Consider the following 25,284-nt stretch of genomic DNA (forward strand, 5'->3'; position numbering starts at 1 on the left):
CACCCTGTCGATATTACTTTGATTTCGTAATACTGACAGGGTGAAAGGTCTAGACAGGTAAGTAAAACCTCGAACGTTATTTCATAAAGCCATTATCTGCTAAAAAAGCTTCTGTAATTTGGCTTTGAGGATTTGCAGCATTCATACCACCAGATTGTGATTTATTTAGCAAACGCTCCAAGTAGCGTGCAACGATATCCACTTCGATATTGACCTTATTACCCACCAACCAATGCTTAGCGATATTAGTCACTTGAGCAGTATGCGGGATAATATTTAAAGAAACGATATTGTCACGTACCAGATTGGTAGTCAGACTAATCCCGTCCACCGTGATAGAACCTTTGGTCGCCGTATAGTGTGCCAACTCTTCCGGTATCTCAATCTCAATATAAATAGAACGTGCGTCTTGCTGCAGCTTACTGACGACGCCTACCCCATCCACATGGCCAGCAACAATATGGCCACCAAAACGCGTCGTCGGTAGCATCGCTTTTTCTAGATTGACCTTATCGCCTGTTTTTAAAGACTCTAGTGCGGTTCTAGCAATTGTTTCACGTGAAACATCGACAGAGTAATGGTTATTACCGAGCTCTACAACCGTCAAACAGATACCGTTCGATGCAATAGAGTCACCCAGCTTTACATCGCTAAAATCCAAATCATTAGACTCTATGGTCAAGCGTATATCACCGCCCGTTGGTTGCATAGATTTAACTTTTCCAACGCTTTCTATAATTCCAGTAAACATATCATCCTCATCTCATTATTATAATGCGGCTATAAACACATCACTTTATTTATCAAATACTTAACCAAATTTCTTAATGCTGCCTTTCTGAGTACATTTTGCAGTGAAACACGCGGTAAATGCAGGCTGTCATTGGATAGATTGTGGATAAGTAAGCGTAAGTCAATAGGATACTCTTAAAATCTTTAATAACTATATAGTTATCCACAACGGTGCTAAATTTATTTTGGCGCTTACAACGTAAGAGTTAAAGACGTAAGTAACTGATTATTATATAATTTATTACAAAATCCCAAAAAGAGTCAGCTTTTCATGTTTCATGTGAAACAAAGTTATACACAGTTTCATGTGGAACATTTAAAATGGCAACGTACTTATCCACATATAGTGCACATTATAAGCATTTTGTGGATAACAAAGTCACAAATAAGAAACCTACAAAGGCAATAGCGTTAATTTAAGGTCAGAACCAAGTTGCTCATAATTATAAATATCGAAGCGCAACTGTTGAGCCAGTGAGATGGGATTGAAATTGACCATTGGTCGCGCTTGATCACCAAGTAGACAAGGCGCCTGATAAACAATCAATTCATCGACCAGCTGTTGACTCAAAAAGCTTCCAGCAACGCCAGCACCTGCCTCCACCAAGACGTCATAACACTGATGATCTCTCACCAATGTTGCTAGTAAATCAGTGAGATCGTCTGTGCGCCAATAAATCGTATCTGTGCGCCGGCACAATTGATAATCAGACTGAGCACTGTGCTCCAAACGCTGACGTCTATCGAGCACCACAATCCGAGGTGCTGGTATTTTTTCAGGTGGTATACCTAGTTGATTTGAACGCACGTTAAGTTGCGGATTATCAGTTATCACTGTCTCGCTACCAGTTATGATTGCCCCACTTTGTGCTCGTATTTTTTGCACATCTTCGCGAGCCGCATTTGATGTAATCCATTTTGACTCACCAGATGCCATCGCGGTGCGACCATCTAGACTAGTCGCTATTTTTAGTCTGACATAGGGCATCTGAGTCCGCATTGCTTTTAAAAATCCGCGATTTAATGCTTCTGCCTGCTCTGTCAGTATGCCAACCGTCACTTCAATACCAGCTTGCTTAAGTAGCTTTACCCCGCGACCTGCGACCTGCGGATTGGGGTCTAGATCTGCAATCACAACACGCTTCACATTAGCTTCAACGAGTGCCAACGCACATGGCGGTGTGCGCCCTGTATGGCTGCAGGGCTCTAGAGTCACATAAGCCGTTGCGCCCACTGCTCGATCGCCTGCTTGTTTTAGTGCAAATACCTCTGCATGTGGCTCACCAGCTTTCGGATGAAACCCTTGACCGACCACTTTTTCAGCTTGGACGATGACACAACCTACTACTGGATTTGGCCTAGTGGTATACAAACCGAGCTTAGCTTGTTCGATAGCAAGCATCATAAAGTAGCGATCTTGCGCATCTTGAGAGTGATTTATAGTTGGCATAACAGTAGGCTTAATAAATGATTGGTCATAATTACGGAGAGTTTTATTTAATAATCTAAGCGCTTTGAACTCAAATCAGTTCAATGGTTAGACATATTTATTGATGTATCAGCTTATTTGTCATTTGGACGAATATTAGCAATCTCTTGATGAAAGGCATCGATGTCTTGAAAATCACGATAAACACTAGCAAAACGCACATAAGCGACATCATCTAACGCCTTTAGTTCACTCATGATGATTTCACCCAAGACTTTGCTACTGATTTCACGCTCACCCATTTGTCTGACGCGTTTTTCAACTCGACTAATCATTGCCTCTTGCTCATCGATAGTGATGGGGCGCTTTTGCAAAGGCAACAAGATAGAACGGCGCAGTTTTTCATTGTCGTAAGGCTCAATCTTGTTGCTGGATTTGATAATCCTTGGCATCACCACTTCTACCATCTCAAACGTTGTAAAACGCTCTTGGCAACTATTGCACGAACGGCGGCGACGCACTTGCGCACCTTCTGCAGCAAGACGTGAGTCGATCACTTTTGTCTCTGATGCATTACAATACGGGCAGTGCATAGCAATTCCTTATTTTACGACTAAGAATAAAAGCAAAACTTATAAGATAAACAAATTTATTGAGTAATAGATAAGGTTATTCAACCGTTATTTACCAATACAAAAACTACCAAATATCTTGCCGAGCAAATCATCAGCACTAAACTCGCCCGTGATTTCACCCAAGCTCTGCTGCGCTTGACGCAAGCTTTCAGCGACTAATTCACCTGCTTGAAACACCGTTAACTGCTCATGCGCCTCTGTTAAATAGTTGGCAGTCCGTCTGAGGGCATCTATATGACGCGTACGAGCGATGAGGCTATTTTCTGGCGGATGAAAACCTACCTTTGCACATAACGCTTCGACTAAATTATCGATACCAGCACCTGTTTCACATGAAACATTGACTTGTTCGTAGCCTCTATCTTTGATTTCAGCTTGTGTCATAAAGGCCGATTTTTCACTACTATCATCGCTTAATAGATCACTTTTATTGGCAATTATTAGTAATCGTTTGGCATCTGGCAGCTCGCCAAATAACTGCTCAGCCAATTGCAACGGTGTGCTTTCTTCTTCAACATCGCGAGTCACATCGTAAACCATCAGCAGCATATCAGCTTGGGTAATGGCGGTGCGAGCACGTTCAATGCCGATACGCTCTACCGTGTCTTCTGTATCACGCAGGCCTGCCGTATCGGTAAGATGTAGCGTCAAACCATTGAGCACGACCGTCTCTTGCAGCGTATCACGCGTGGTGCCTGCTACATCAGTCACGATAGCACGTTCTTGCCCCGCTAGACGATTTAGCAGGCTTGATTTACCGGCATTTGGCCTACCTGCTAGCACAACATGGATACCATCTCGTAAGAGCTGACCTTGTTTTGCAGTGGCTAATACTTGCTGTATTTTATCTTGCGTTTGCTCAAGTTTGCTCTGTATCACGCCGTCAGATAAAAAATCGACATCTTCTTCATCAGGGAAATCAATGGCAGCTTCAACATGCAAGCGCAAATGAATCAACTGTTCTAATAGCTGATTAATCTTTTGGGAAAACTCACCACTTAGAGAGCGGATGGCACTACTCGCCGCCGCCGCACTGGTCGCATCAATCGCATCAGCGATTGCCTCTGCCTGCACCAAATCCAATTTATCGTTATCAAAAGCACGATAAGAAAACTCTCCGGCACTCGCTTGTTTGGCGCCTAACTCAAACACGCGCGCGAGCAACTGGTTCTGTAGAATAACGCCGCCGTGCCCTTGCAGCTCAATCACATCTTCACCCGTGAATGAATGCGGGCCTTTAAAGAACAATACTAGCCCTTCGTCGATAACAGTACCATCCGCCTGATAAAAACGGCAAAAACTGGCCATACGTGGCGTAAAAGCTGATTTGCCCGTGATCGCGCAAGCCATGGCATAAGCACGGCTACCTGATAGACGTATAACGCCCACACCGCCGCGTCCAAGTGGTGTTGCAATCGCAGCAATAGTGGCGAGTCCAGAGGTATTAGATTTTTCAGAATGATTAGGTGTGGCCAAGGCCATCTCTAAGGAATCCACAATGACTCTCAGTAGCTAAAAACCCCATTATAGACGTCTGCGCCCACACTGACAAAACAAACTTTGAAAGCTCCCTTAATCATTGATGTTTTATTTTTAATGTTGATAAGCTGTGGATAACAAAAGCCATTGTCCATAAAAAAACCACCGCTTGCGCGATGGTTTTTATTATTGTCCTGCTGATAGAGCGTCAGTTAGTCAACTATTTTTACCGTGCGGCGCTTCTGCTCTTCTTCGACTTTCTTATTCACAATATATTGCTGAGTCATACTGAACAAGTTGTTTACTGTCCAATACAATACCAAACCTGCTGGGAAGAATAGCATGAATGCGGTAAAGATAATCGGCAAGAACTTCATCACTTTTGCTTGCATTGGATCTGCTGGCTGCGGATTCAACTGCTGCTGTATGAACATTGACGCACCCATTAGCAACGGCAAGATAAACCATGGGTCCATGGCTGAAAGATCGCGAATCCACAGAATCCATGGCGCATGACGCAGCTCGACACTCTCTACGAGCACCCAATATAAGGCTAAGAAAATTGGCATCTGCATCAAGATTGGCAAACAACCCGCCATCGGATTGACTTTCTCTTCTTTGTAGATGGCCATCATTTCTTGCGACATTTTCATACGGTCGTCGCCATGCTCTTCTTTTAGCGTTTTTAGTCTCGGTGCAATAGCGCGCATCTTAGCCATTGAGTAGTAGCTCTTATTAGAGAACCACATCAAAGCAATTTTGACTAAAATCGTTAGTAGGATGATTGACCAACCCCAGTTACCCACAACTTTATGCACACCTTCCAAGATAGCAAATAAGACCTTCGATATTGGCCACAGTAAACCGTAATCAACCGTCTTATTCAGACCAACTGCCACATCTTTTAGCTCAGACTGTACTTTTGGACCTGCATACAGTGTGGCATCCAATGTGACTTGCTTGTTTGGTGCGACATTGACTGGCTGACTGTTAAAGCCAATAAAGTAGTCGTTGCCAGTCTCGCGGGTGAAGAACTTACCTGTAAAGTTTTCAGGCGTCCATGCAGAGACAAAATAATGCTGCACAATGCCAACCCAGCCTTTATCACTGGTCGTCGTCAGCTCGCCATCGCTGAAGTCTTTAAATTTTAGTTTATTGTAAGGATCATCTGGCGTACCCCAGGCACCACCAAGATAAGTCGCCATGCTCAGCGCGCCTTTATCAGACATACCAGGATCTTTACTATCGTCACGTTTTAGCTGCGCAAACATCTGGCCTTGCCACGCGTTGGTAGAGGCATTTTGAATTTTGTAACTAATATCGATCGGATATTTGTTTTCAGTAAAGGTAAATGTCTTGGTAATTGTCACGCCATCTTTTTTGTAAGTAAGCGGTACTGACAATGTTTGTTGCCCTGCTTCCATCACATAATTGTTGGCGGTGTGACTGTAAGTCGCTCGACCTTCTGCCGTATCAATACCATTTTGGCCGATAAGTCCAGACTGAGCCACGTATACACGATTGCTATTATTTTCTAGCAATACGAAAGGCTTATCGCTATCGAGCGTCGCGTCATACTGCTTGAGCGCAGCATAGACAATATCACCGCCTTCTGGATTGATTTTGATGTCATAGCGATCGGTTGTTACCGTGATTAATCCTGTGTCCTTTGCAGGCGTAGCTGTCACAGCTGTGTTATCCACAGGTAGTGTCTGAACCGGAATATCACCTGCGGCACCAGTGGTAGAAGGAATGTCAGCACCTACTGAACTTGTAGTTTCTGGCACCGCTTCTACAGCTGGTGCATCGGCATAATCATCTCGCCATGCCAAAATCAGCAGATAAGCGGTAATTAGCATCGCAATGATGATCATCACCCGAAATATCTTTTGCATAAACCTTTCCTAGATTAAAAATTAGGGAATGAAAAATTAGGGCATGTGTCATGACTGTACTGCATAGTTATCATCATGATCGATAACCGCGTTGAGAGTCATTTACATAAAATGTGCATCATTTTACTAAAAATCTGCTTCAAATGATACCAAGAGTGTGGATAACTTGTGGGTAAGTCATTGAAGATGATGTCTAAAGCCCGAAGTTGTGATTTTCATGTTGTCTTCATTAAGTAGTTAAGACGTGGCACATACCCCTGACTATCTCGGTAAATGCCCCATCCTCCACTATCGCTACTCGCTGTAGAAGGTAGATATTGATAATGATAAGAGGACAAAGGGAGCGGAACAAAGTCAATGCCGTGTCCACCAAGCGGATGACATCTACTAAGACGTTTTAAAAGCAACCAACTACCTGCACGAGTACCATGCCACGCCAAAGCTTGTTTACCATAGTTTGAACAGGTGGGATAGTAACGGCAGCGAGCAGGTATTATAGGGCTAATTATTTTTTGATAAAACTTTATTACATTTAATAAAAATTCATAAATTATTTTATTTATTAATTTTAATAAATTTTTCATTTTATTTTTTTTCTATTTTTTTAAATATATTATTTATTTCATTTTTTAATTCTTTATTATCGATACCCTTTATTGATTTTTTTACTATAAAAACAATATCTTTATTTTCTAATTTAAAAGCTTTTGTACGGAACTGCTCACGGATATGTCGTTTAATCAAATTTCGAGCGACAGCAGTAGGTACTTTACGCTTAGTAATTGCCATACCGATACGTGGCTTGTCATAGGCACTGGCTCTCACAAACGCCATCAAGTGACCCTGATGTATCTTACGCTCGGGTGCGTCAAACACTTCACGGAAAGCTGCTGGTGTCAGTAGGCGCTGCTCTTTAGTAAAATTGGCTGTAGGTGTAGCTGAAAGAGATTTGGGCATGGTATGACCTAATATGATAGGGAATGGCGATATTAGAGATAATAGCAAAATATAGAAACAAAAAAAGCGCCTATGCGGGCGCTTTTGATATATGGCTAAGTGTCAGTTGTGATGATTGACTATTGCAATCTATAAACAATAAGAGCACAACAAGCACTATTAGCCATGCTTATCGCTATCTACTGATTATACAGTTAGACGATGACGTCCTTTAGCGCGGCGACGAGCTAAGACCTGACGGCCTTTTTTAGTTGCCATACGAGCACGGAAACCGTGAGTACGTTTACGCTTGATCACGCTTGGTTGGAATGTACGTTTCATAACTCACCTATCAAAATAATGGACTAAATTCGTAATAACGGAGGATTATACCATCCAGTATAGATTCGGTCAATAAACTAATTTAGCCTATCTTTGAAGATTTAGTTTCTACTATCAGATTACTAGATATTATTTGTTCAAGACTCCAGTTTTGTTTAACCAGTTCTTTTAGTTGACAGTGAATAATTTTTGAAGTTATCCACAGTTTTGTGTGACGTCTATAATAATAATTAATTAATATATATAAGTATTGTTGTTATTGGGACCTTGTTTATCTGTGGTTAACTCCTTTTTCTCCTTATTTATCAAAATACTAGACTATGGGTAAGGCTGTGGATAACCTGTGGGTTAAATATGGATAACTCATCTTATCGAGTTATCCACAAAACTATCCACAGTCTTATCCCCAAAAAACAAGGTTTTATCCACAGGGTATCTATGTTAGATTAGCCCCTACTTCGTGTGTGGCTTCTCATAGCTTTTCAGTGTGACTTTTAAGACAGTTAATTGCGGTTGATACTAAGCATTTATGTAGAAGGTCAGGCTATTAAAATTAACTATTATTTCAAATTATAGGGTTAGTATTTTTCATGATAGACACAGCAAATATTTGGGATAAATGTCTGAACGATTTGCGCTATAACGTTAAAGACAACGTTTTCACCATGTGGCTGCGACCTTTGTCAGCTCACCAAGAAGCACAAACTCTAATTATTCTTGCGCCTAATGATTATTTTGTCACGTATATCAAAAAGAACCATCTTCAAGATATTCAGCAATTGGTTGCTAAGCACAGTCAAGGTAGCATTGAGGAGGTTGTTGTCCGTGTTGATAATGCTGGACGTGAGGTAGACGATAGTCAGCAGTCACAATCAGGCTCATTATTTTTGGAGGATAAGCCCTCCCCTACCCCATCTGAGCATAAATTTGAATCTATCCATCATAATAATTCGAAAGCAGATATCGACGCTAATATGCGTCAGGAAGAACTAAACGATTCAGCTGATGCTAAATCACTAAGCTATCTCAATCCTGACTTTACTTTCGAGACATTTGTCACCGGTAAGTCGAACAATCTGGCCTACAAAGCTTGTTACGAGCTTGGTAAAAAACAATCAAAAAATCGGCACAATCCTTTATTTATATACGGACCTTCTGGATTGGGAAAAACACATTTAATGCATTCTGTAGCACATCGCTATTTAAAAAATAATCAAAGTTTTTATTATTTCACTTCTGAAAAATTTATAAATCAATTAGTTTATTCATTAAGAAATAATAAAATAGAAGATTTTAAAAAGAAAATAAAAAAAGTAGATTTGTTAATTGTAGATGATATTCATGTCTTAGCAGGAAAGACCAAAAGTAGTAATGAGTTTTTAACGTTGTTTGCAGATTTTACCAGTGGTGACAAACAGCTGATTTTGGCTTCTGATCGTCATCCATCGCAAATGACGGAATTTGATGAGCGCTTTAGGTCGCGATTTTCTTGGGGATTGACGGTCGCAGTTGATCCTCCTGAGATTGATACCCGTGTGCAAATTTTGCAGAAAAAAGCCGCCTCTTATGGCATGGTGCTGCCTAAAGAGTGTGCATTGTTTATCGCTCAAAACGTGGTATCCAATGTCAGACGCTTAGAAGGTGCTCTCAATCAAGTTTTTGCAAATGCTAATCTGACAGGCGCACAGATTACTCTTGAGATGGTGCAATACGCGCTAAAAGACATCGTCGCCATGCGTGTACAAGCCGTAAATATGGATAATATCCGCAAAATAGTCGCCGAATACTATGATGTAACGGTCAAGGATATTATGGGACGTAAACGTACGCGAAGCATCGCCAGACCTCGCCAAATAGCGATGGCTCTATCGCGCGAGTTAACAGGTGACAGTTTCCCTGAGATTGGTCAATCATTCGGCGGACGAGACCACACTACAGTGATGCACGCTTGCGATAAAGTAAATGAATTACGAGCAGCAGATCCAGCGTTTGACAAGGATTATAAGACGCTGGCGTTGATGTTACAGGCAGGTTAGTAGAGTAAGTCTTCACTGTATTTTAGCGAGAAAATATCGTTTATAATATTGAAAATATAAGCAGATAGATGCTCTGTAGATTATAGTCAGTAGACAGGGTATTATTAGACGATTACGTCAAGTTTTTATAAAAAAATCATTCAAATAAGAGTAACTAAGCATGCAATTATCGATCAATCGAGAATCGTTACTAAAAGCTATCAACTTGATCGCCAAAGCCGCTGATAAACGCCATAATATGGTGATATTGGGCAATATTAAGCTGCAGTTATCAGAGTCCGAGCTTATCTTGACAGCCTCAGATTTAGAAGTGGAGCTGACATCGACCTTGAAATTGCCTGCTGGTGCTTGTGTTGAAGCAGGAACAACGACGCTACCTGCAACAAAACTAAAAGATATTTGTAAGTCTTTACCTGCACAAGCTCAAGTCAATCTGGCGACTCAAGCGAATGAGCGTTGTCTGCTTACCAGTGGCAAGAGCCGTTTCACGCTAGGTACCTTACCAAGTGAAGATTATCCGAGCTTGGGCAATCCTGAAAATATTACGCCGTTGAACATCAGCCGTAGTCGCTTGACAGATTTGATTCACAAGACTCAGTTTGCGATGGCGATTCAGGATGTACGTTATTATTTGACGGGTATGCTGTTTGATGTTTCACAGCAGCAGCTGACGACCGTTGCGACTGACGGACATAGACTGGCCTTGGCACGTAGTGTTATAGATGTGAGTGCTGATCTGAGCATGCAGGCTATCTTGCCACGTAAGGCAGTAATTGAGCTTGAACGTTTGGCGACTGAGCTTGGCAAGGTGCTAGGCGACCAAGACAATGCAGTTACTCTGAGCTTTGGTCGTGAGTTTTTGCAAGTGAGCTTACCATTTGGCGATGTTGATAGTGCAGGGCAAGTCAGTCAAAACCTAATGGTAACGTTTACTGCCCGTTTGATTGATGGCAAATTCCCTGATTATCGCCGCGTCATGCCAAGCAATACAGATAAGCTTGCGTTATTTAGTCAAGAAAAAATGACTGACGTATTACGCCGGGTTGCGATTTTGAGTAATGAGAAGTCTCGCGGTGTGGTCTTTAATTTTGCCAGTGATGGTATGGTAGAGGTGCGTGCCAACAATGCTGAGCAAGATGAAGCCGTGGAGATGATACAAGCCAGATATCAGGGTGAGCCAATGGAGTTATCGTTCAATGCTGCGTATCTACAAGACGTGCTAGGGGTGATACAAGGTGATTTGCAGATGCATATGAGCCAATCGAATGCATCTGTACTTGTCAATCAACTCAATGATGAGTTTCATCAATATGTCATCATGCCGATGCGTATATAGTCTGATTTTTTGCACATCATACAGCATTGAACCGCGCTAGCATCTTTTAAGGATATACTCGGACAGCTTGAATTTTAATAAACTTTTGCTTGCTTTGAAAGCTGAAAATAATGGGCGGCTATCGATATCATGATTGAACGTCTACAAATATCAAATCTGCGCAACCTCACACAAGTTAATCTGCAGTCTACCGTTTGCAACGTTATCATCGGTGCAAATGGTAGCGGCAAAACCTCTTTGCTTGAAGCGATATTTTTATTATCGAGAGGCAAGAGCTTTCGCCATCACCAGCCAAAACGTTATATTCAACATCATCAAAACAACACTACCGTATATGCTAGACTCAACGACAGTCGTACGCTAGCCATTCAAAAACAAGCAGATGCGACAACCATTCTGCGTCTTAATCAAGCTACTGTCTACAACCAAAGTATATTGACCGAGCAGCTACCCACGCTACTGATAGATCCCTCAACCATGGATATGTTAGAGCAGGGTAGTGCCAGTCGTCGCCAGCTATTGGATTGGTTAGTGTTTCACATGAAACAAGGTTTTCACCCACAATGGGTCGCCTATCAACGCCTACTAAAACAGCGCAATAGTTTACTAAAAAAGACTCGTCATCTGACTCAAGTCCAGTTAGCTGAGCTAAAGTCTTGGGATAAAGGACTGAGTAATCATGCGGCATTGATACATCATTATCGTGAGCAAGTATTTACTGAGTGGCAGCCTTATTTTGCCAAAAGTGTTCTGCAGTTGTTGCCATCTTATGCTGAGCAATTGAGCCTAAGTTATAACGCTGGCTATGACACTAATGTCGCGCTTGATGTACAGCTTAATGAGCGATTAGAGCAGGATTTACAGTTAGGATATACCCGCATAGGCAATCATCGCGCTGATATCCACGTACATTGGCGCTCTGATAATGCTGTACGGTCTGATGATGTTGTAGATAGTCAGGCGACAAATACAAATACAGCGTCCTCAGACCATGAGGTAAATGCTAAATTACCAACTTTAAAAGAACAGGCAGCAAATGTATTGTCTCGCGGTGAAAAAAAGCTGCTCATAACTGCGCTACGCTTATCGCAACTACCATTACTGCTCAATGATAATAAAGATAGCGTTTCATTTGATAGTGGTCCAACATCGAGAGCGACCCCTGTCGTGCTACTAGATGACATTACCGCAGAGCTAGACGACAGGGCAATAAGCATTCTTTTATCAACGTTATCGCTGCTACCTTGTCAGGTGTTCATGACCAGTTTGACGGATGATATCGTACCTTTGGTTGATGAGCTGTGGTCAAAACCTAAGTTGTTTCACGTGAAACAAGGCCAGATATTGTCTGTTGATTAATTCCTGTTGATTAATTCTTAGTCGCTTATCATCGCTTTAAGCATTTTCCTGCCTACTTGTAACTCCTTTTATACGTCCTTTATTGAGCATCACAGTCGCGACTATCACTCATACTAGCTATTAGGCTAAGACATTGACTCATAAGTCGTAAAACTCCCAGTAAACAGTGACTTACAGACAAAAAAATGCTAAAATAACCCTTTATTTTTGTCCTGTTCTCAGCAATTTATCTGATAGCATCATATAAAAGATTTCTATTTTTTGTTTCTTTATAAGTAGTTGATAATTAAATATTTTATTTATTTCAATAGTTTTAACAATGGCTAGAAAAACAAAGACTATTACTAATAAGTAATTTGCCAATTTTATCTCTGTGCGGCCTTTTTTGAGGCTAACGGTGGTTAGTGGTTTAGCTGCTCACATGCACTCTAGATTATGAATAATAAACGTTAATTTTAAGATGCCATCATGAGGCGTAACCATCTGGGTGCGCTGATAAAAACGGCTGATAATGGCTAGATTAAGGAATGTACATGAGTGATTCATTACCTATTGACCACGAGCAACTGACGTCAGACAGTGCTGCCGAAACGATTGCACCTGTCGTAGCGCCAGAAGGGTTACCCTCTGATTATAGTTCTAAGGATATCCGTGTACTGCGTGGGTTAGAGGCTGTACGCGTGCGCCCTGGTATGTATATCGGTGACACTGACGATGGCACAGGCTTGCATCACATGGTCTTTGAGGTCGTGGATAACTCTATCGATGAGGCGCTGGCCGGTCACTGTGATCAGATCGATATCATCATTCACGAAGATGAGTCTGTCAGTGTGATGGATAATGGTCGCGGCGTGCCAGTCGATATTCATCCAGAAGAGGGTGTATCTGCTGCTCAGGTCATTATGACTGTCTTGCATGCAGGCGGTAAGTTCGATGATAATAGCTATAAAGTATCAGGTGGCCTGCATGGTGTTGGGGTATCGGTCGTCAACGCATTGTCTAAAAAGCTTGAGATGAATATCTGGCGTGAAGGCTATCATTACCATCAGACCTATACTGATGGCGTACCTGACGCTGATATTCAGCAGATGGAAGCGACCGATCAAACCGGTACGCAAATCCGCTTTTATCCAAGTAGCGACGTATTCACCGGTACGGTTTTTGAATATGATATCTTGGCAAAACGCCTACGCGAGCTGTCATTTTTGAACTCTGGTGTGCGTATCGTTCTGACCGATGAGCGCATTGATAAGCGTCATGAGTTTGAGCACAAAGGTGGCCTATTAGAATTTGTCAGCTATATCAATGCAGGCAAAGACGGTATCAATGAAGTCTTCCATTTTACCAGTCAACAAGACGACGGTATCAGTGTCGAGGTTGCGCTGCAATGGACCGATACTTACAACGAAAAAGTGCTGTGCTTTACCAATAATATTCCGCAAAAAGATGGCGGTACGCATCTATCAGGTTTCCGCTCAGCACTCACACGTGGCCTAAATAGCTATATGGATCGCGAGAATTTATTCAAAAAAGAAAAGGTCGCTGCGACTGGTGATGACGCTCGTGAAGGTCTAACGGCTATTGTCTCGGTGAAAGTGCCTGATCCAAAATTCTCAAGCCAGACCAAAGACAAGCTAGTCTCAAGTGAAGTCAAGTCTGCTGTCGAATCAGCGATGCACGATAAATTCAATGACTATCTGCTAGAGAATCCAACGGCGGGTAAAGCCATTGCTAATAAAATTATGGAAGCAGCCCGGGCGCGTGACGCCGCTCGTAAAGCGCGTGAAATGACCCGTCGCAAGACGACTCTGGATATTGCAGGTCTGCCCGGTAAACTTGCTGACTGCCAAGAAAAAGATCCAGTACTATCAGAGCTATATATCGTGGAGGGTGATTCTGCAGGTGGCTCAGCTAAACAAGGTCGTAGCCGTAAGACTCAAGCAATTTTGCCGCTAAAAGGTAAAATTCTAAACGTTGAGCGTGCGCGCTTTGACAAGATGCTATCCTCTGCTGAAGTGGGTAACCTGATTACTGCACTTGGCTGTGGCATTGGCCCTGATGAGTATAATCCAGATAAAGTACGCTATCACAAAATCATCATCATGACCGATGCCGATGTTGATGGGTCACATATTCGTACTTTATTGCTGACTTTCTTCTTCCGTCAAACGCCTGAATTGATTGAGCGTGGTTATATTTATATCGCACAGCCACCGCTATACAAAGTGAAAAAGGGTCGTCAAGAGCTATATCTAAAGGATGACGAAGCGCTTAAAGCATATCTATTGTCGTCAACGATTGACAATACTAAGCTACATATCAGTGCTGATGCGCCTGCCATTACTGGGCAAGCGCTTGAGACACTGCTGAATGATTATAACCAAACGCAATTGATCAAAGCTCGTTTGCAGATCCGCTTTCCAGCGGTCATTTTGGATGCGTTGACGCATACGCCAAAGCTATCCGTTGATATGACTTATGATGAGTCTGCTATGCAGGACTGGAAAGCAGCAATGCAGACTAAGCTTGATCATTTCGGTAGTGATCTAAGTCCTGAGATTGAATTGGTCAATATCCATGCGCCGCAGCCAAAAAATATGGATGCAGCGGCTGCCGATCTATTGGGTATGACGCCTGTCATCGGTACTGAAGCCGCAAGCACTGCAGAAGGCGAAGCGTCAGATAATGAGGCTCTATCTACTAAGGCGCAATGGCTACCACGCGTCACGGTATATGTGCATCAACTGGCGCACCATTATTTGCTAGATGCTAGCTTTATCAACTCAGGTGAGTATGGCAAGCTGTTACGTCTATCAAGCGAGTGGAACACACTACTTGAGAGTGATGCCTTTATTCGCCGCGAAGCGTCTGCAGGAACAACGAAAGATATCCCAGTACGTGACTTCGATTATCTCTGGCAACAAATGATGCTCGACGCACGTCGTGGTCTGGCTATCCAGCGCTACAAAGGTCTAGGTGAGATGAACGCCGATCAGCTGTGGGATACAACGATGGATCCAGAAAACCGCCGCATGCTACGTGTCACTATCGAAGATGCGATTGCCGCTGATCATATGTTTACCTGCTTGATGGGTGATCACGTCGAACCACGCCGTATCTTCATCGAAGAAAATGCCCTAACGGTGTCAAATCTAGACATCTAAATTTGAGTGTTCTATTCATAGCATATGAAATACCGTTTCGATCATCGAGGCGGTATTTTTGTTTCACGTGAAACTTATTTAGATAAATTGCTATTGACTAGCAATCATAATTTGTGGAAATAAAATGATCGAAGTGATATTACTCGCTATCGCCCTAGCGATGGATGCGTTTGCGGTATCGATAGGACTGGGTGCTAAGGCTCAAAAATACAGCAATCAGTATGTACGGCACTTGGCTATCTATGCTGCGCTGTACTTTGGTATTGCTCAGGGCGTAATGCCGCTCATTGGTTATTTATTGGGTGCCGCGCTGCTGGGTTGGTTGACGGCGGCCGCGCCTTGGATTGGTGGTATTATATTAATTGCTCTAGGTGGAAAAATGCTTTACGAAGTGTTTGCTGCTGACGAATCAGATGCAGATAGTGATGAGTTAGATGTCAACGATGATGCAATTAGCACTGATGGTAAAACAGGAGTAGTCGCTAGTAACAATCATGCACATACTAATCATGGACACATCAATCATCGCACGATGTTTACGCTAGCGATTGCCACCAGTATCGATGCGATGGCAGCCGGATTTACGCTAAATTTATTGGCCTTGAATGCATGGCTAGCCTGCTTGATTATCGCGGTAGTAACGGCTGTGTTTGGCTGGATTGGGGTCTATTTGGGACGTCGATCAGGCACATGGCTAGAAGAAAAAGCAGAAGTATTGGGCGGTGTGGTACTGATTGCGATTGGTATAAAAGTCATGTTTTTTAGCTAATCTATTTAGAGTTTCACTTAATCTTTATGCAAAAAGCACCGCCTTGACTATCAAAGCGGTGCTTTTTTGTTTCACGTGAAACTTAACCGTGTTACGTATTCAACGACTATTCTTCGTCGGTATCAAAGCGCCAAGCGAGTACACGAGTGCTTTTTTGACCTTGGCTCATCTCGATAATGCGCATTTGCGCGACATCTAACTGCTTTAATAGTAGTTGTAAAGGTTTCACGTTTTCAGATTTTGACACCAACGTCGTGAACCAGCCAACGTGCTCGGCAAAGCTTTGGCTCTCTTTTGCCATCTTGGTCAAGAACGCAATCTCGCCACCTTCACTCCATAATTCTTTATGCTGACCACCAAAATTTAGGTTTTGCGCGGCATTACCTGACTTGGTTGAATGACGGCTGATTTGCTCGCTTTCATTTTTACCGCGATGACGTTGCAGGTTGTGCTGCTTGCGGCTGTTGGCTTCCATCGCTTCTTCTAATGACGCATGAAACGGCGGGTTACACACCACCACGTCGAAGTAGTCTTGACGACCAATGATATTTTTAAAGATAAATTTAGGCTCAGGTTGCAGTTTAACTTTGACCGCGCTTTTCAGTTTTGGATTGGCGTCACAAATCAGTGCAGCAGTATTGACCGAAATCGGATCAATGTCGCTCGCGGTAAATCGCCAGCCGTAGCTTTGGCTACCGACGATCGGATAGATCGCACTGGCACCCGTACCGATATCTAGGGCGTGAATCTCTTTACCCGTCGGCGGTGTGTTGTCGGTATTCACATGCGTGGTTTGCGCGAGTAAGTCCGCAATATAGTGAATATAATCGGCACGCCCAGGGATAGGCGGACACAGATAGCCTTCAGGAATATCCCAAAATTTAACGCCGTAATAGTTTGCCAGTAGTGCTTTATTTAGCACACGAACTGCTTGATGATCCGAGAAATTGATCGTCGGCTCGCCTTTGGGATTGGTGATGGTGTGCTCAGCAAGCTCAGGCAAGGCGCGAGTCAATACGGCAAAGTCGTAACGACCTTGGTGCGGATTGCGCGGATGCAGCTGACCGAGTTTTTTGGCGGTCGCAGGAGATCGGTTTCTGTGTTTGCTGTTTGCAGGGATACGGGTCATAAGGTAGGGCTACGATAGGTGAATATAAGCAAACAGTGTAGCAGATTTCGCAGGTTTCTAATGGTTTATCCGTGCTTTATCGGTCGCTTATCGGTGACGAAAGATTAGGTTGAGTCCCAATACGATCATCGCCGACCCCAATACACGGTCAATCCAATGCTCAAAACGCTGAAAGCGGCGGTGAATTGCAGGGATAGAGAGTAGCATCACCACGGTGCTAAACCATGCCATCTGTAGCACCATCATCCAGACACCGTATATCGCCAATTGCCAAAGTGGGATGTTTGGCGACAGGACGAGGGTAAAAATCGCCACAAAATAGACAGGCGCTTTTGGGTTAAAGACGTTACAGAAAAATCCACGGCGCAATGTGGCAACGGTAGATTCGGTATTCATAGATTTAGTATGAGTAGAGGCGTCTTGCTTTGCTTGTAAATGATCAGTAGAAGTGTTCTCTTGCGTTACGGATGCTGCTATTTCTACTGGCTTTTTTGGTTTTGCCTGAATGCCCTGCCACCCTAGATAGATCAGATAGCCACCACCTAGCCATTTAATCGCGGTCAATAGCGGCTGTGAGTGGGCAATGACCGTCGCTAGTCCCAGTACCGAATAGATAATATGCACTGACAACCCTAAAGTAATCCCCAAACTACAAATCAAACCAGTACGTCGACCCTTAGCTAACGTCTGCTGTGAAACCAAGACAAAATCAGGGCCTGGTGAGGCGGCGGCCAGCAAGTGAACGCTCGTGATGAGCAAAAATCCGTGCCAAAACTCCATAAAGTCCTCTATACCATGATACCTGACCCAATCTGAATCATAGTTGCACTTATCGTAAATGAGGTCAACTTTTATCTATTATCGCGCCATTCGAGTCATTGCTATCGCTTGTGTTATCGCTATATGGTGTCTATATTGAAGGTGGATTAAAAGCAGGTTTATCGACAAACTGCTATAAATAAACCATCAAGATTCGACGATATAATCACTCAATAGATAAAAAATGACTCCAACAAGGATGGCATCATGACTACGGACAGTACTACGCAAGACAATCACATTACTTATGACACAGACGGCACTATTTGCCTGATTGGGCTAAACCGCGCCAATAAACGCAATGCCTTTGACAGCCATATGATCACCCAGCTATCTGACGCATTGACCCGGTATGAAGACGATGAGCATCTACGCTGTGCGCTTATCTTTGCGTATGGTGATCACTTCACCGCTGGGCTCGATCTGGTCGAGCTACAAGACAAGCTAAACGACGGTGTGTTTGAGTTTGATGACAACCAAATTGATCCGTGGGGTATTAGTGGACGCTTACGTACCAAACCTGTGGTGGTGGCGGTAAAAGGGACTTGCTTTACCGTGGCTATCGAGCTGATGCTCAATTGTGACGTGGTTATTGCCAGTGATAACTGCAACTTTGCACAAATGGAAGTCCAGCGCGGCATCATGCCATTTGGCGGAGCGACGGTACGGTTTGTCGCGGCGGCAGGCTGGCAAAAAGCCATGCCGTATCTGCTGACGGGCAAAGCATTCGATGCGCAAACGGCTGATCGGCTGAACTTGGTCAGTGAAGTGGTGGCAAATGGCACTGAATACGAGCGTGCATTAACACTGGCACAAGAGATCTGTAAAGCTGCACCGCTGGGCGTTAGAGGCGCGCTGTCCTCAGCACAAGATGCGAGCCGCAATGGGGCAGCGACGGCACTGGCCAATATCCATAGCTATCTGCCGCCACTCTTTCATTCAGAAGATGCCAAAGAGGGCGTGATGGCGATGGTTGAGAGACGGGAGGCTGAGTTTACTGGTAAATAGTTTTTGATCATATATTGAAAAGTAGTTCGCCTCTTAATGATTATTAAAACCTACCTTAACAGTGTTGTTTGTAGCAATTACTGATATCTCAGGCTCTATTAAGAGGTTGCGAACTATATCTCACCCAAATCTTCCATATCCACATACTCTTTTTTACCATGGATCGTATACATCTTACGCTTGATCTCTGGATACAGGGTAATGTCAATCGGTGGTCGGCTGCCGCCCATTAGGTAAGTGGCATCGGCATCGCTATCATTGCGCATCGAGTGCGCCGCGCCATGAGCAGGGAAGCCGACGAAATCTCCAGCACTCAGCTGATAATGCTCATCACCGTAGCGCAGCGATAGCTCGCCTGACAGCACATAAATGAACTCATCGGACTCTTCATGATAGTGATGGGTCGTCGTCTCATCGCCTGCCGCGACCCGCACCAGATGCAAGCCAAATTTGGTCAGACCGACAATATCACTGAGCGACACCGTATGGCGAATGGCGTGCTCATTGAACTGGTGGACATGCTTAGTCTCAGGCGTGTTATCGATATCGGATTTGGTCAAGACGTATGCTTGCGTATCCTTACGGGGCTGTTGGTCTGGTGTCGTCATCATCGGTCTCCTTGATTGATGCTTTGAGTGTATACCACTATTAGCCCATAGTATCAGGTTTGAAAAGGGACGAAATAGGCGTGATGTTGATAATCAGATAGCGGCTTTATATATCCTACATAAAGCGATTGTTGATGACGCCATTCCTGTTGTACCCTGAACCATTATTTTAAATGAAGGGGAATGCGGGTGTTGTATAACTTTGATGAGGTCATCGATAGACAGAATACGGGGTCACTCAAATGGCACTATAGCGATGATACGATTCCGCTGTGGGTGGCGGATATGGATTTTAAGGCTGCACCGCCGATCTTAAACGCGATTGAGCAAGCCGTGCAGCATGGCATATTGGGCTATACCAAGCCTACCGAGGTACTGTATGACGCGATTATTGACTGGCATGGCAGTCGCTATGAGTTGGCGCTTAAGCAATCAAATATCTTATTCTCCCCAGGTGTCGTCCCAAGCCTAGCGCTGATGATGAACGTCTTTACCGAGGTCGGGGATGCGGTACTGGTCAATGATCCTATCTATGCGCCATTTATGAGTAAAGTGACGCAAAATGGGCGCACGCTCATCACCTCCTTATTACAAGAGAGCAAGGGTAAATATCATTTAGATTTGGCTGATATCGAAGCCAAAATAATAAAGCATGATATTAAGCTGTATTTACTCTGCAATCCGCACAATCCGGGCGGGCGCGTGTGGACGAGAGAAGAGCTCGAGGCGCTACTGACGATTTGCAAAAAGCATAATGTGGCAATTGTCAGTGATGAGATTCATCAAGATTTAACCTTGAGCGATCACACGTTCACGCCGTTTTTGACGCTAGCAACAGGTTACGAGCACAACGTAGTCAGCCTGACCTCGATGACCAAAACCTTTAACATCGCCGGTATCAAAGGCTCGATGATCTTTGCTAAAGATGAAGGTTTACTCCAAAAAATCAGTCAACAGCAGCAGTTAAATGACGAGTATGAGCTGAATTTATTTGCGTATACAGCGATGCGTAATGCCTATGAGCAAGGCGATGAATGGTTGGCACAGGCGCTGACATATATTGAGGCTAATATTGATTTAACCATGCAGTTTTTCGCTGAGCATCTGCCAAACATTAAGGTCATGCGTCCAGAAGCGTCCTATCTGATTTGGCTGGATTGCTCAGCGTACAGTCAAGACGACCAAGTGCTCTATGAGGCGCTGCGTGCGGCGAGGGTAGAGCTAAACGCTGGGATCAAATATGGTGAGGAAGGGCATCTTAAAATGCGTTTGAATGTAGCTTGTCCTAGATCAGTGTTGACTGAAGGGTTACATCGTATTCAAAGCGCCTTTAGCACACTATAAAAGCGGTTATAAAGCAGATATGAAGTTTTGGTTAATGGCTGATGTGCGCGTTTAGAGATTTACTCCATGCTTCACTTGTAAGTTTTATTATAGATAGATAGCAAAAACCCCGCGATGGCGGAGTTTTTATTGTTTATGGAATGAGCGGTAGTTTTTCTCGTATTATTGAGCAGACTTATAATAGTCAACGAGCATGGTACCTAGCGTACCATTTTCATCAATCGTCACAATACTGACTTGACCTGTCTGTGAGGCGGTACTGGATTTCACTTGGCCTGCGTTACCTAAGACGACCTGATGCTTATTAGTCGCTTTTACGCCGTTACCGATAGCGATACTATTTAAGCCACTAGCCATTGAAATATTACCAATCGCAATAGAAGCTTCGCCCTGTGCAGCTGCCGCTTCACCAACAGCCGTTGCACGCATACCACTGGCATTGGCTAGGTGACCAAACGCTTGCGCGCGTTCCCCCGTGGCTTTTGACTGCCAACCGATAGAGGTTGAACCCAGACCTGCCGAATTGGCTTGACCACCGACAGCAGTCGCAGAGTTCATACCTGCGTTTGCTTGATTACCGACAGCAACAGTATCATTGGTGCCACCCGCCATTGCCGCTTCACCGACAGCGGTTGCACGTACGCCGCTAGCATTGGCTAGATGACCGAATGCTTGAGCACGCTCAGCAGTGGCTTTTGATTGCCAACCAATCGAGGTGGAGCCCAGACCTGCGGCATTGGCTTGACCACCGACAGCGGTAGCAGAGTTCATACCTGCGTTTGCTTGGTTACCGACAGCGACGGTATCATTCGTTCCGCCTGCCATTGCCGCTTCACCAACGGCGGTTGCACGCACACCGCTAGCATTGGCTAAATGACCGAATGCTTGAGCACGTTCAGCGGTGGCTTTTGATTGCCAACCAATCGAGGTGGAGCCTAGACCTGCTGCATTGGCTTGACCACCGACCGCAGTTGCAGAGTTCATACCGGCATTCGCTTGACTACCAAGTGCAACCGTATCATTGGTTCCACCTGCCATAGCTTGATTGCCATAGGCCAGAGCCATTGTGCTGCCATCAGCTGCCATCACGGCGGTAGTGCTAAAAGACGCTGCGGCGACTGCTAGAGCGAGAGTACTGATCTTTAGCGCTGAACGTGATGAGAATTCCATTTTCATAATTTTTTATCCTTTTTTAAAAAACGCCCTAGGGGCTTTACAGTGGATTCGATTGGCTATTTATAAAGACAGTAGTTCTATTGAAATCGAGTCGTTTTTAACCGAAAAACCTAACAATTGACCGCCTATGTCTGAATTTATGCTGAATGAACAACGGTAATACGTGACTCAGTAATCAAATAAACATGACTGGATTGGCGCTCTTGCTGTCCTGATGTTATTACGCCAATCCAAGATGAACGATAAACCTATAAGCACCCAAAATAATTGCGATTTTTCGTGTAAAAACGAGAAACCCGTCCATCTGTTTTACTAGTGTTTTCGGCATCCACATTTATAATCTACATGATTACGTAACAAAGTTCGACTGATAATTAACGTCTGCTTTCAAAAAGTTACAGTCGAATTATTCAACAAAAAAAACGTAGTTTTCGTAAGGGATTTCAGACCTTATGGATACTGAGCTGTGTAAAAATACTTAACAGTAAGGGGTATAAAATAAATGATATTTAATAGCACTAAAATGCGTGCAGGAAAGCAATCAAAAGAGAGCAGCGTGGTAAATTGAAGTCAAGATTACTGAAAAAAGGGTGGTTAGCAGATGATAGCCTGTCTGAAGCTAAAGTAGATGGATGCAAATCGAAGAGTAGAAAGAATTAAGATTTGTCCTTATGCTTGGCTTTGGTTTTAAATGGTGTGGAAAATTGCAATATTAAAAATCCCACCACGGATAAAATGATGGCAATTTCGTAGCGAGCGTAAGCTACTGAGATACCAATAGCGCCAGTATTCCAAAGTCCTGCGGCCGTCGCGGTGCCTTCTGCGCCATCTTTGTTTTTGACAATCGCGCCGCCGCCAATAAAGCCCATGCCAGTGATGATGCCATACATAATGCGCGCTTGGGCGTCGGGGCTGTCATAGATATCCATCCCTACCAGCATAAAGGCGCATGAGGCAATGGTAACCAAAGGAAAAGTACGCAGGCCTGCGCCATTGTCTTGAAACTCACGATTGAGCGCAATGGGCAGCGACAGTATAAAGGCGATACTCAGCTGCATGGCGTGATAGGCCAGCAGTTTGAGGTTTAGATCAAACGCGAACATAATGTAAAGTCCCTTCCATATTGCACGCATATCGTACACTTGCACGATATCAACGTCCATGTCACCGTACTATACTTTTTATACCATATAACGATCATGAGATGCCATATTTGGTATGCAGCAGTACGATTACCCATTCTAAATGTAAGTCACCAATAAAATAGTTGCGAATAAACCGCACGTCAATCGCCATCATTGCCCCGAAACTTGTTAAAATAGGGCACCAATTTTTTATTGATGGATACTCACCTTATGACGACCGCATCATCGACGCCAACTATCAAGCAAGACCGCATTTTAATCCTCGATTTTGGCTCGCAATACAGTCAGTTAATCGCCCGCCGTGTGCGCGATTCTGGGGTGTTTTGTGAGATGTTCCCTTATGACATCGACACTCAGCGCATCATCGATTTTGGCGCAAAAGGCGTCATCTTATCGGGTGGCCCTGAGAGCGTTCACGCAGACAACAGCCCACGTATTAACGACGCAGTGTTTGACCTAGGCGTGCCAGTATTGGGTATTTGCTACGGTATGCAAGCGATGGCAGATCGTTTTGGTGGGCAGGTTCATGCCAGTGATATTCATGAGTTTGGTGCAGCGACCATCGAAGTAAATGGTCACTCGCAGCTGACTGACGGTATCGAAGACAGCAAGACTGACGGCGCGGCTGCCAAGCTAAACGTTTGGATGAGTCATGGTGACAAAGTCATCGAAGCACCTGAAGGTTTTGACATCGTTGCTAGTACGCCAAGCTGCCCGATTGCGATTATGGCCAATGATGATAAGCAATACTACGGTCTACAGTTCCACCCAGAAGTGACGCACACCCTACAAGGTCAAGCGCTGCTAGGTCGTTTCGTTCATCAGATTTGCGATTGTGCTGGTGAGTGGACGCCAGATAATATCGCTGATATGCGTATCGCGCAGCTCAAAGAGCAAATCGGTGACAAGCAAGTATTGCTCGGTCTGTCAGGCGGCGTGGACAGCTCAGTCGTTGCAGCGTTATTGCACAAAGCCATTGGCGATCAGCTGACCTGTGTGTTCGTGGATAATGGTCTTTTGCGTCTGCATGAAGGCGATCAGGTCATGCAAGTTTTTGCCGAAAACATGGGTGTGAAAGTTATCCGTGTTGATGCTGAAGATTTATTCTTGGATGCGCTAGCAGGCGAGTCTGATCCAGAGAAAAAACGCAAAATCATTGGCAAAACTTTCATTGACGTATTCGCTGATAGTGCGCGTCAAGTGAGCGAGCAAAGCGATGGTAAAGTCGTTGAGTTCTTAGCACAGGGTACGATTTACCCAGACGTGATCGAGTCTGCCAAATCACATCAAGGTAAAGCACACGTCATTAAGAGCCATCATAACGTCGGCGGCTTGCCAGATGACTTGGCATTCAAACTGATCGAGCCGTTACGTGATTTGTTCAAAGATGAAGTACGCAAGCTTGGTATTACTTTAGGCTTACCAGCCAAAATGATCTATCGTCATCCGTTCCCAGGTCCAGGTCTTGGCGTGCGTATCTTGGGCGAAGTGAAAAAAGAATACGCCGATGTCTTGCGTTTGGCAGATGCTATCTTTATGCAAGAGCTTGAGCGTTCAGGCTGGTATGACAAAACGGCGCAAGCCTTTGCGGTATTCCAGCCAATCAAATCAGTCGGCGTGGTCGGCGATGGCCGCCGCTATGCGTGGGTAATCGCGCTACGTGCGGTTGAGACCGTGGACTTTATGACGGCTCGCTTTGCGCATCTGCCGTATGATTTGATTGAAACGGTATCAAACCGCATCATGAATGAAATCGCTGACGTCTCACGTGTGACCTATGATGTGTCTAGCAAGCCACCTGCGACGATTGAGTGGGAATAACTTTTAATCAGAGCAAACTAAAAATCTGATTAGATTTGTATAGTAATAAAAAAGCACTCAAC

21 protein-coding genes are annotated in these 25,284 nt (G+C 44.1%); 8 read left to right on the forward strand and 13 right to left on the reverse strand.

Annotation, left to right across the window (positions count from 1 at the left end; translation table 11 throughout):
• Positions 1–76: 76 nt before the first annotated feature.
• From JMX83_RS04725 to rpmH, 8 genes are all read right to left on the reverse strand, one after another.
• The gene (locus tag JMX83_RS04725) at positions 77–751 is read right to left on the reverse strand and encodes a riboflavin synthase (RefSeq protein ID WP_201599404.1); all 675 of its coding nucleotides are present in this window, start codon (positions 749–751) and stop codon (positions 77–79) included.
• Positions 752–1,186: 435 nt separating this feature from the next.
• Positions 1,187–2,242, reverse strand: coding sequence for a bifunctional diaminohydroxyphosphoribosylaminopyrimidine deaminase/5-amino-6-(5-phosphoribosylamino)uracil reductase RibD (ribD, locus tag JMX83_RS04730; RefSeq protein ID WP_201599405.1), 1,056 nt, complete (start codon positions 2,240–2,242; stop codon positions 1,187–1,189).
• A gap of 113 nt (positions 2,243–2,355) precedes the next feature.
• Positions 2,356–2,814, reverse strand: a complete 459-nt coding sequence (gene nrdR / locus JMX83_RS04735) for a transcriptional regulator NrdR (RefSeq protein WP_201599406.1) — start codon at positions 2,812–2,814, stop codon at positions 2,356–2,358.
• 87 nt (positions 2,815–2,901) lie between these two features.
• Positions 2,902–4,338 (reverse strand): tRNA uridine-5-carboxymethylaminomethyl(34) synthesis GTPase MnmE, encoded by a 1,437-nt coding sequence (mnmE, locus tag JMX83_RS04740; protein ID WP_201599487.1) that lies wholly within the window; start codon positions 4,336–4,338, stop codon positions 2,902–2,904.
• 209 nt (positions 4,339–4,547) lie between these two features.
• The gene (yidC, locus tag JMX83_RS04745) at positions 4,548–6,230 is read right to left on the reverse strand and encodes a membrane protein insertase YidC (RefSeq protein ID WP_201599407.1); all 1,683 of its coding nucleotides are present in this window, start codon (positions 6,228–6,230) and stop codon (positions 4,548–4,550) included.
• Positions 6,231–6,445: 215 nt separating this feature from the next.
• Positions 6,446–6,814 carry a membrane protein insertion efficiency factor YidD gene (gene yidD, locus JMX83_RS04750; RefSeq protein ID WP_201599408.1) on the reverse strand — a complete coding sequence of 123 codons (369 nt, stop codon included), beginning with the start codon at positions 6,812–6,814 and terminating at the stop codon, positions 6,446–6,448.
• Position 6,815: 1 nt separating this feature from the next.
• Entirely contained in the window at positions 6,816–7,187 is a 372-nt protein-coding gene (gene rnpA, locus JMX83_RS04755; RefSeq protein WP_201599409.1) for a ribonuclease P protein component, read from the reverse strand.
• A gap of 186 nt (positions 7,188–7,373) precedes the next feature.
• The gene (gene rpmH, locus JMX83_RS04760) at positions 7,374–7,508 is read right to left on the reverse strand and encodes a 50S ribosomal protein L34 (RefSeq protein ID WP_007394757.1); all 135 of its coding nucleotides are present in this window, start codon (positions 7,506–7,508) and stop codon (positions 7,374–7,376) included.
• Between the two features lie 590 nt (positions 7,509–8,098).
• Here rpmH and dnaA point away from each other — a divergent pair.
• The 5 genes from dnaA (at position 8,099) to JMX83_RS04785 (ending at position 16,172) form a co-directional block, all read left to right on the forward strand.
• On the forward strand, positions 8,099–9,544 hold the full coding sequence (gene dnaA / locus JMX83_RS04765; RefSeq protein ID WP_201599410.1) for a chromosomal replication initiator protein DnaA: 1,446 nt from the start codon (positions 8,099–8,101) through the stop codon (positions 9,542–9,544).
• Between the two features lie 160 nt (positions 9,545–9,704).
• Positions 9,705–10,880 carry a DNA polymerase III subunit beta gene (gene dnaN / locus JMX83_RS04770; protein ID WP_201599411.1) on the forward strand — a complete coding sequence of 392 codons (1,176 nt, stop codon included), beginning with the start codon at positions 9,705–9,707 and terminating at the stop codon, positions 10,878–10,880.
• A 129-nt stretch (positions 10,881–11,009) separates the two neighbouring features.
• Positions 11,010–12,239: a DNA replication/repair protein RecF gene (recF, locus tag JMX83_RS04775; RefSeq protein WP_201599412.1), complete on the forward strand. Its 1,230-nt coding sequence runs from the start codon at positions 11,010–11,012 to the stop codon at positions 12,237–12,239.
• A 533-nt stretch (positions 12,240–12,772) separates the two neighbouring features.
• Complete coding sequence (gyrB, locus tag JMX83_RS04780) at positions 12,773–15,403, forward strand: DNA topoisomerase (ATP-hydrolyzing) subunit B (RefSeq protein ID WP_201599413.1); 2,631 nt, start codon at positions 12,773–12,775, stop codon at positions 15,401–15,403.
• Between the two features lie 124 nt (positions 15,404–15,527).
• The gene (locus tag JMX83_RS04785; RefSeq protein ID WP_201599414.1) at positions 15,528–16,172 is read left to right on the forward strand and encodes a manganese efflux pump MntP; all 645 of its coding nucleotides are present in this window, start codon (positions 15,528–15,530) and stop codon (positions 16,170–16,172) included.
• Between the two features lie 106 nt (positions 16,173–16,278).
• Here the strand turns inward: JMX83_RS04785 and rlmF are convergent, their stop codons facing one another.
• Together rlmF and JMX83_RS04795 are read right to left on the reverse strand one after the other, a co-directional pair.
• Positions 16,279–17,301, reverse strand: a complete 1,023-nt coding sequence (rlmF, locus tag JMX83_RS04790) for a 23S rRNA (adenine(1618)-N(6))-methyltransferase RlmF (protein ID WP_201599415.1) — start codon at positions 17,299–17,301, stop codon at positions 16,279–16,281.
• 87 nt (positions 17,302–17,388) lie between these two features.
• On the reverse strand, positions 17,389–18,081 hold the full coding sequence (locus JMX83_RS04795) for a LysE family translocator (RefSeq protein ID WP_201599416.1): 693 nt from the start codon (positions 18,079–18,081) through the stop codon (positions 17,389–17,391).
• Positions 18,082–18,327: 246 nt separating this feature from the next.
• Between JMX83_RS04795 and JMX83_RS04800 the strand changes: the two genes are divergently transcribed.
• Complete coding sequence (locus JMX83_RS04800) at positions 18,328–19,128, forward strand: crotonase/enoyl-CoA hydratase family protein (protein WP_201599417.1); 801 nt, start codon at positions 18,328–18,330, stop codon at positions 19,126–19,128.
• 113 nt (positions 19,129–19,241) lie between these two features.
• On the opposite strand, the gene JMX83_RS04805 is transcribed toward JMX83_RS04800, so the two are convergent.
• Entirely contained in the window at positions 19,242–19,736 is a 495-nt protein-coding gene (locus tag JMX83_RS04805) for a cupin domain-containing protein (RefSeq protein WP_201599418.1), read from the reverse strand.
• A 183-nt stretch (positions 19,737–19,919) separates the two neighbouring features.
• Between JMX83_RS04805 and JMX83_RS04810 the strand changes: the two genes are divergently transcribed.
• The gene (locus tag JMX83_RS04810; RefSeq protein WP_201599419.1) at positions 19,920–21,080 is read left to right on the forward strand and encodes a MalY/PatB family protein; all 1,161 of its coding nucleotides are present in this window, start codon (positions 19,920–19,922) and stop codon (positions 21,078–21,080) included.
• A 162-nt stretch (positions 21,081–21,242) separates the two neighbouring features.
• Here JMX83_RS04810 and JMX83_RS04815 read toward each other — a convergent pair whose 3' ends face one another.
• Positions 21,243–22,256: a hypothetical protein gene (locus JMX83_RS04815; RefSeq protein ID WP_227675739.1), complete on the reverse strand. Its 1,014-nt coding sequence runs from the start codon at positions 22,254–22,256 to the stop codon at positions 21,243–21,245.
• 656 nt (positions 22,257–22,912) lie between these two features.
• Positions 22,913–23,359 (reverse strand): MgtC/SapB family protein, encoded by a 447-nt coding sequence (locus JMX83_RS04820; RefSeq protein ID WP_201599420.1) that lies wholly within the window; start codon positions 23,357–23,359, stop codon positions 22,913–22,915.
• Positions 23,360–23,611: 252 nt separating this feature from the next.
• Here JMX83_RS04820 and guaA point away from each other — a divergent pair, with 252 nt between their 5' ends.
• Positions 23,612–25,222: a glutamine-hydrolyzing GMP synthase gene (gene guaA, locus JMX83_RS04825; protein ID WP_201599421.1), complete on the forward strand. Its 1,611-nt coding sequence runs from the start codon at positions 23,612–23,614 to the stop codon at positions 25,220–25,222.
• The last annotated feature ends 62 nt before the right edge of the window (positions 25,223–25,284 follow it).

The organism is Psychrobacter piscatorii, from assembly GCF_904846415.1.
Lineage (GTDB): Bacteria > Pseudomonadota > Gammaproteobacteria > Pseudomonadales > Moraxellaceae > Psychrobacter > Psychrobacter piscatorii.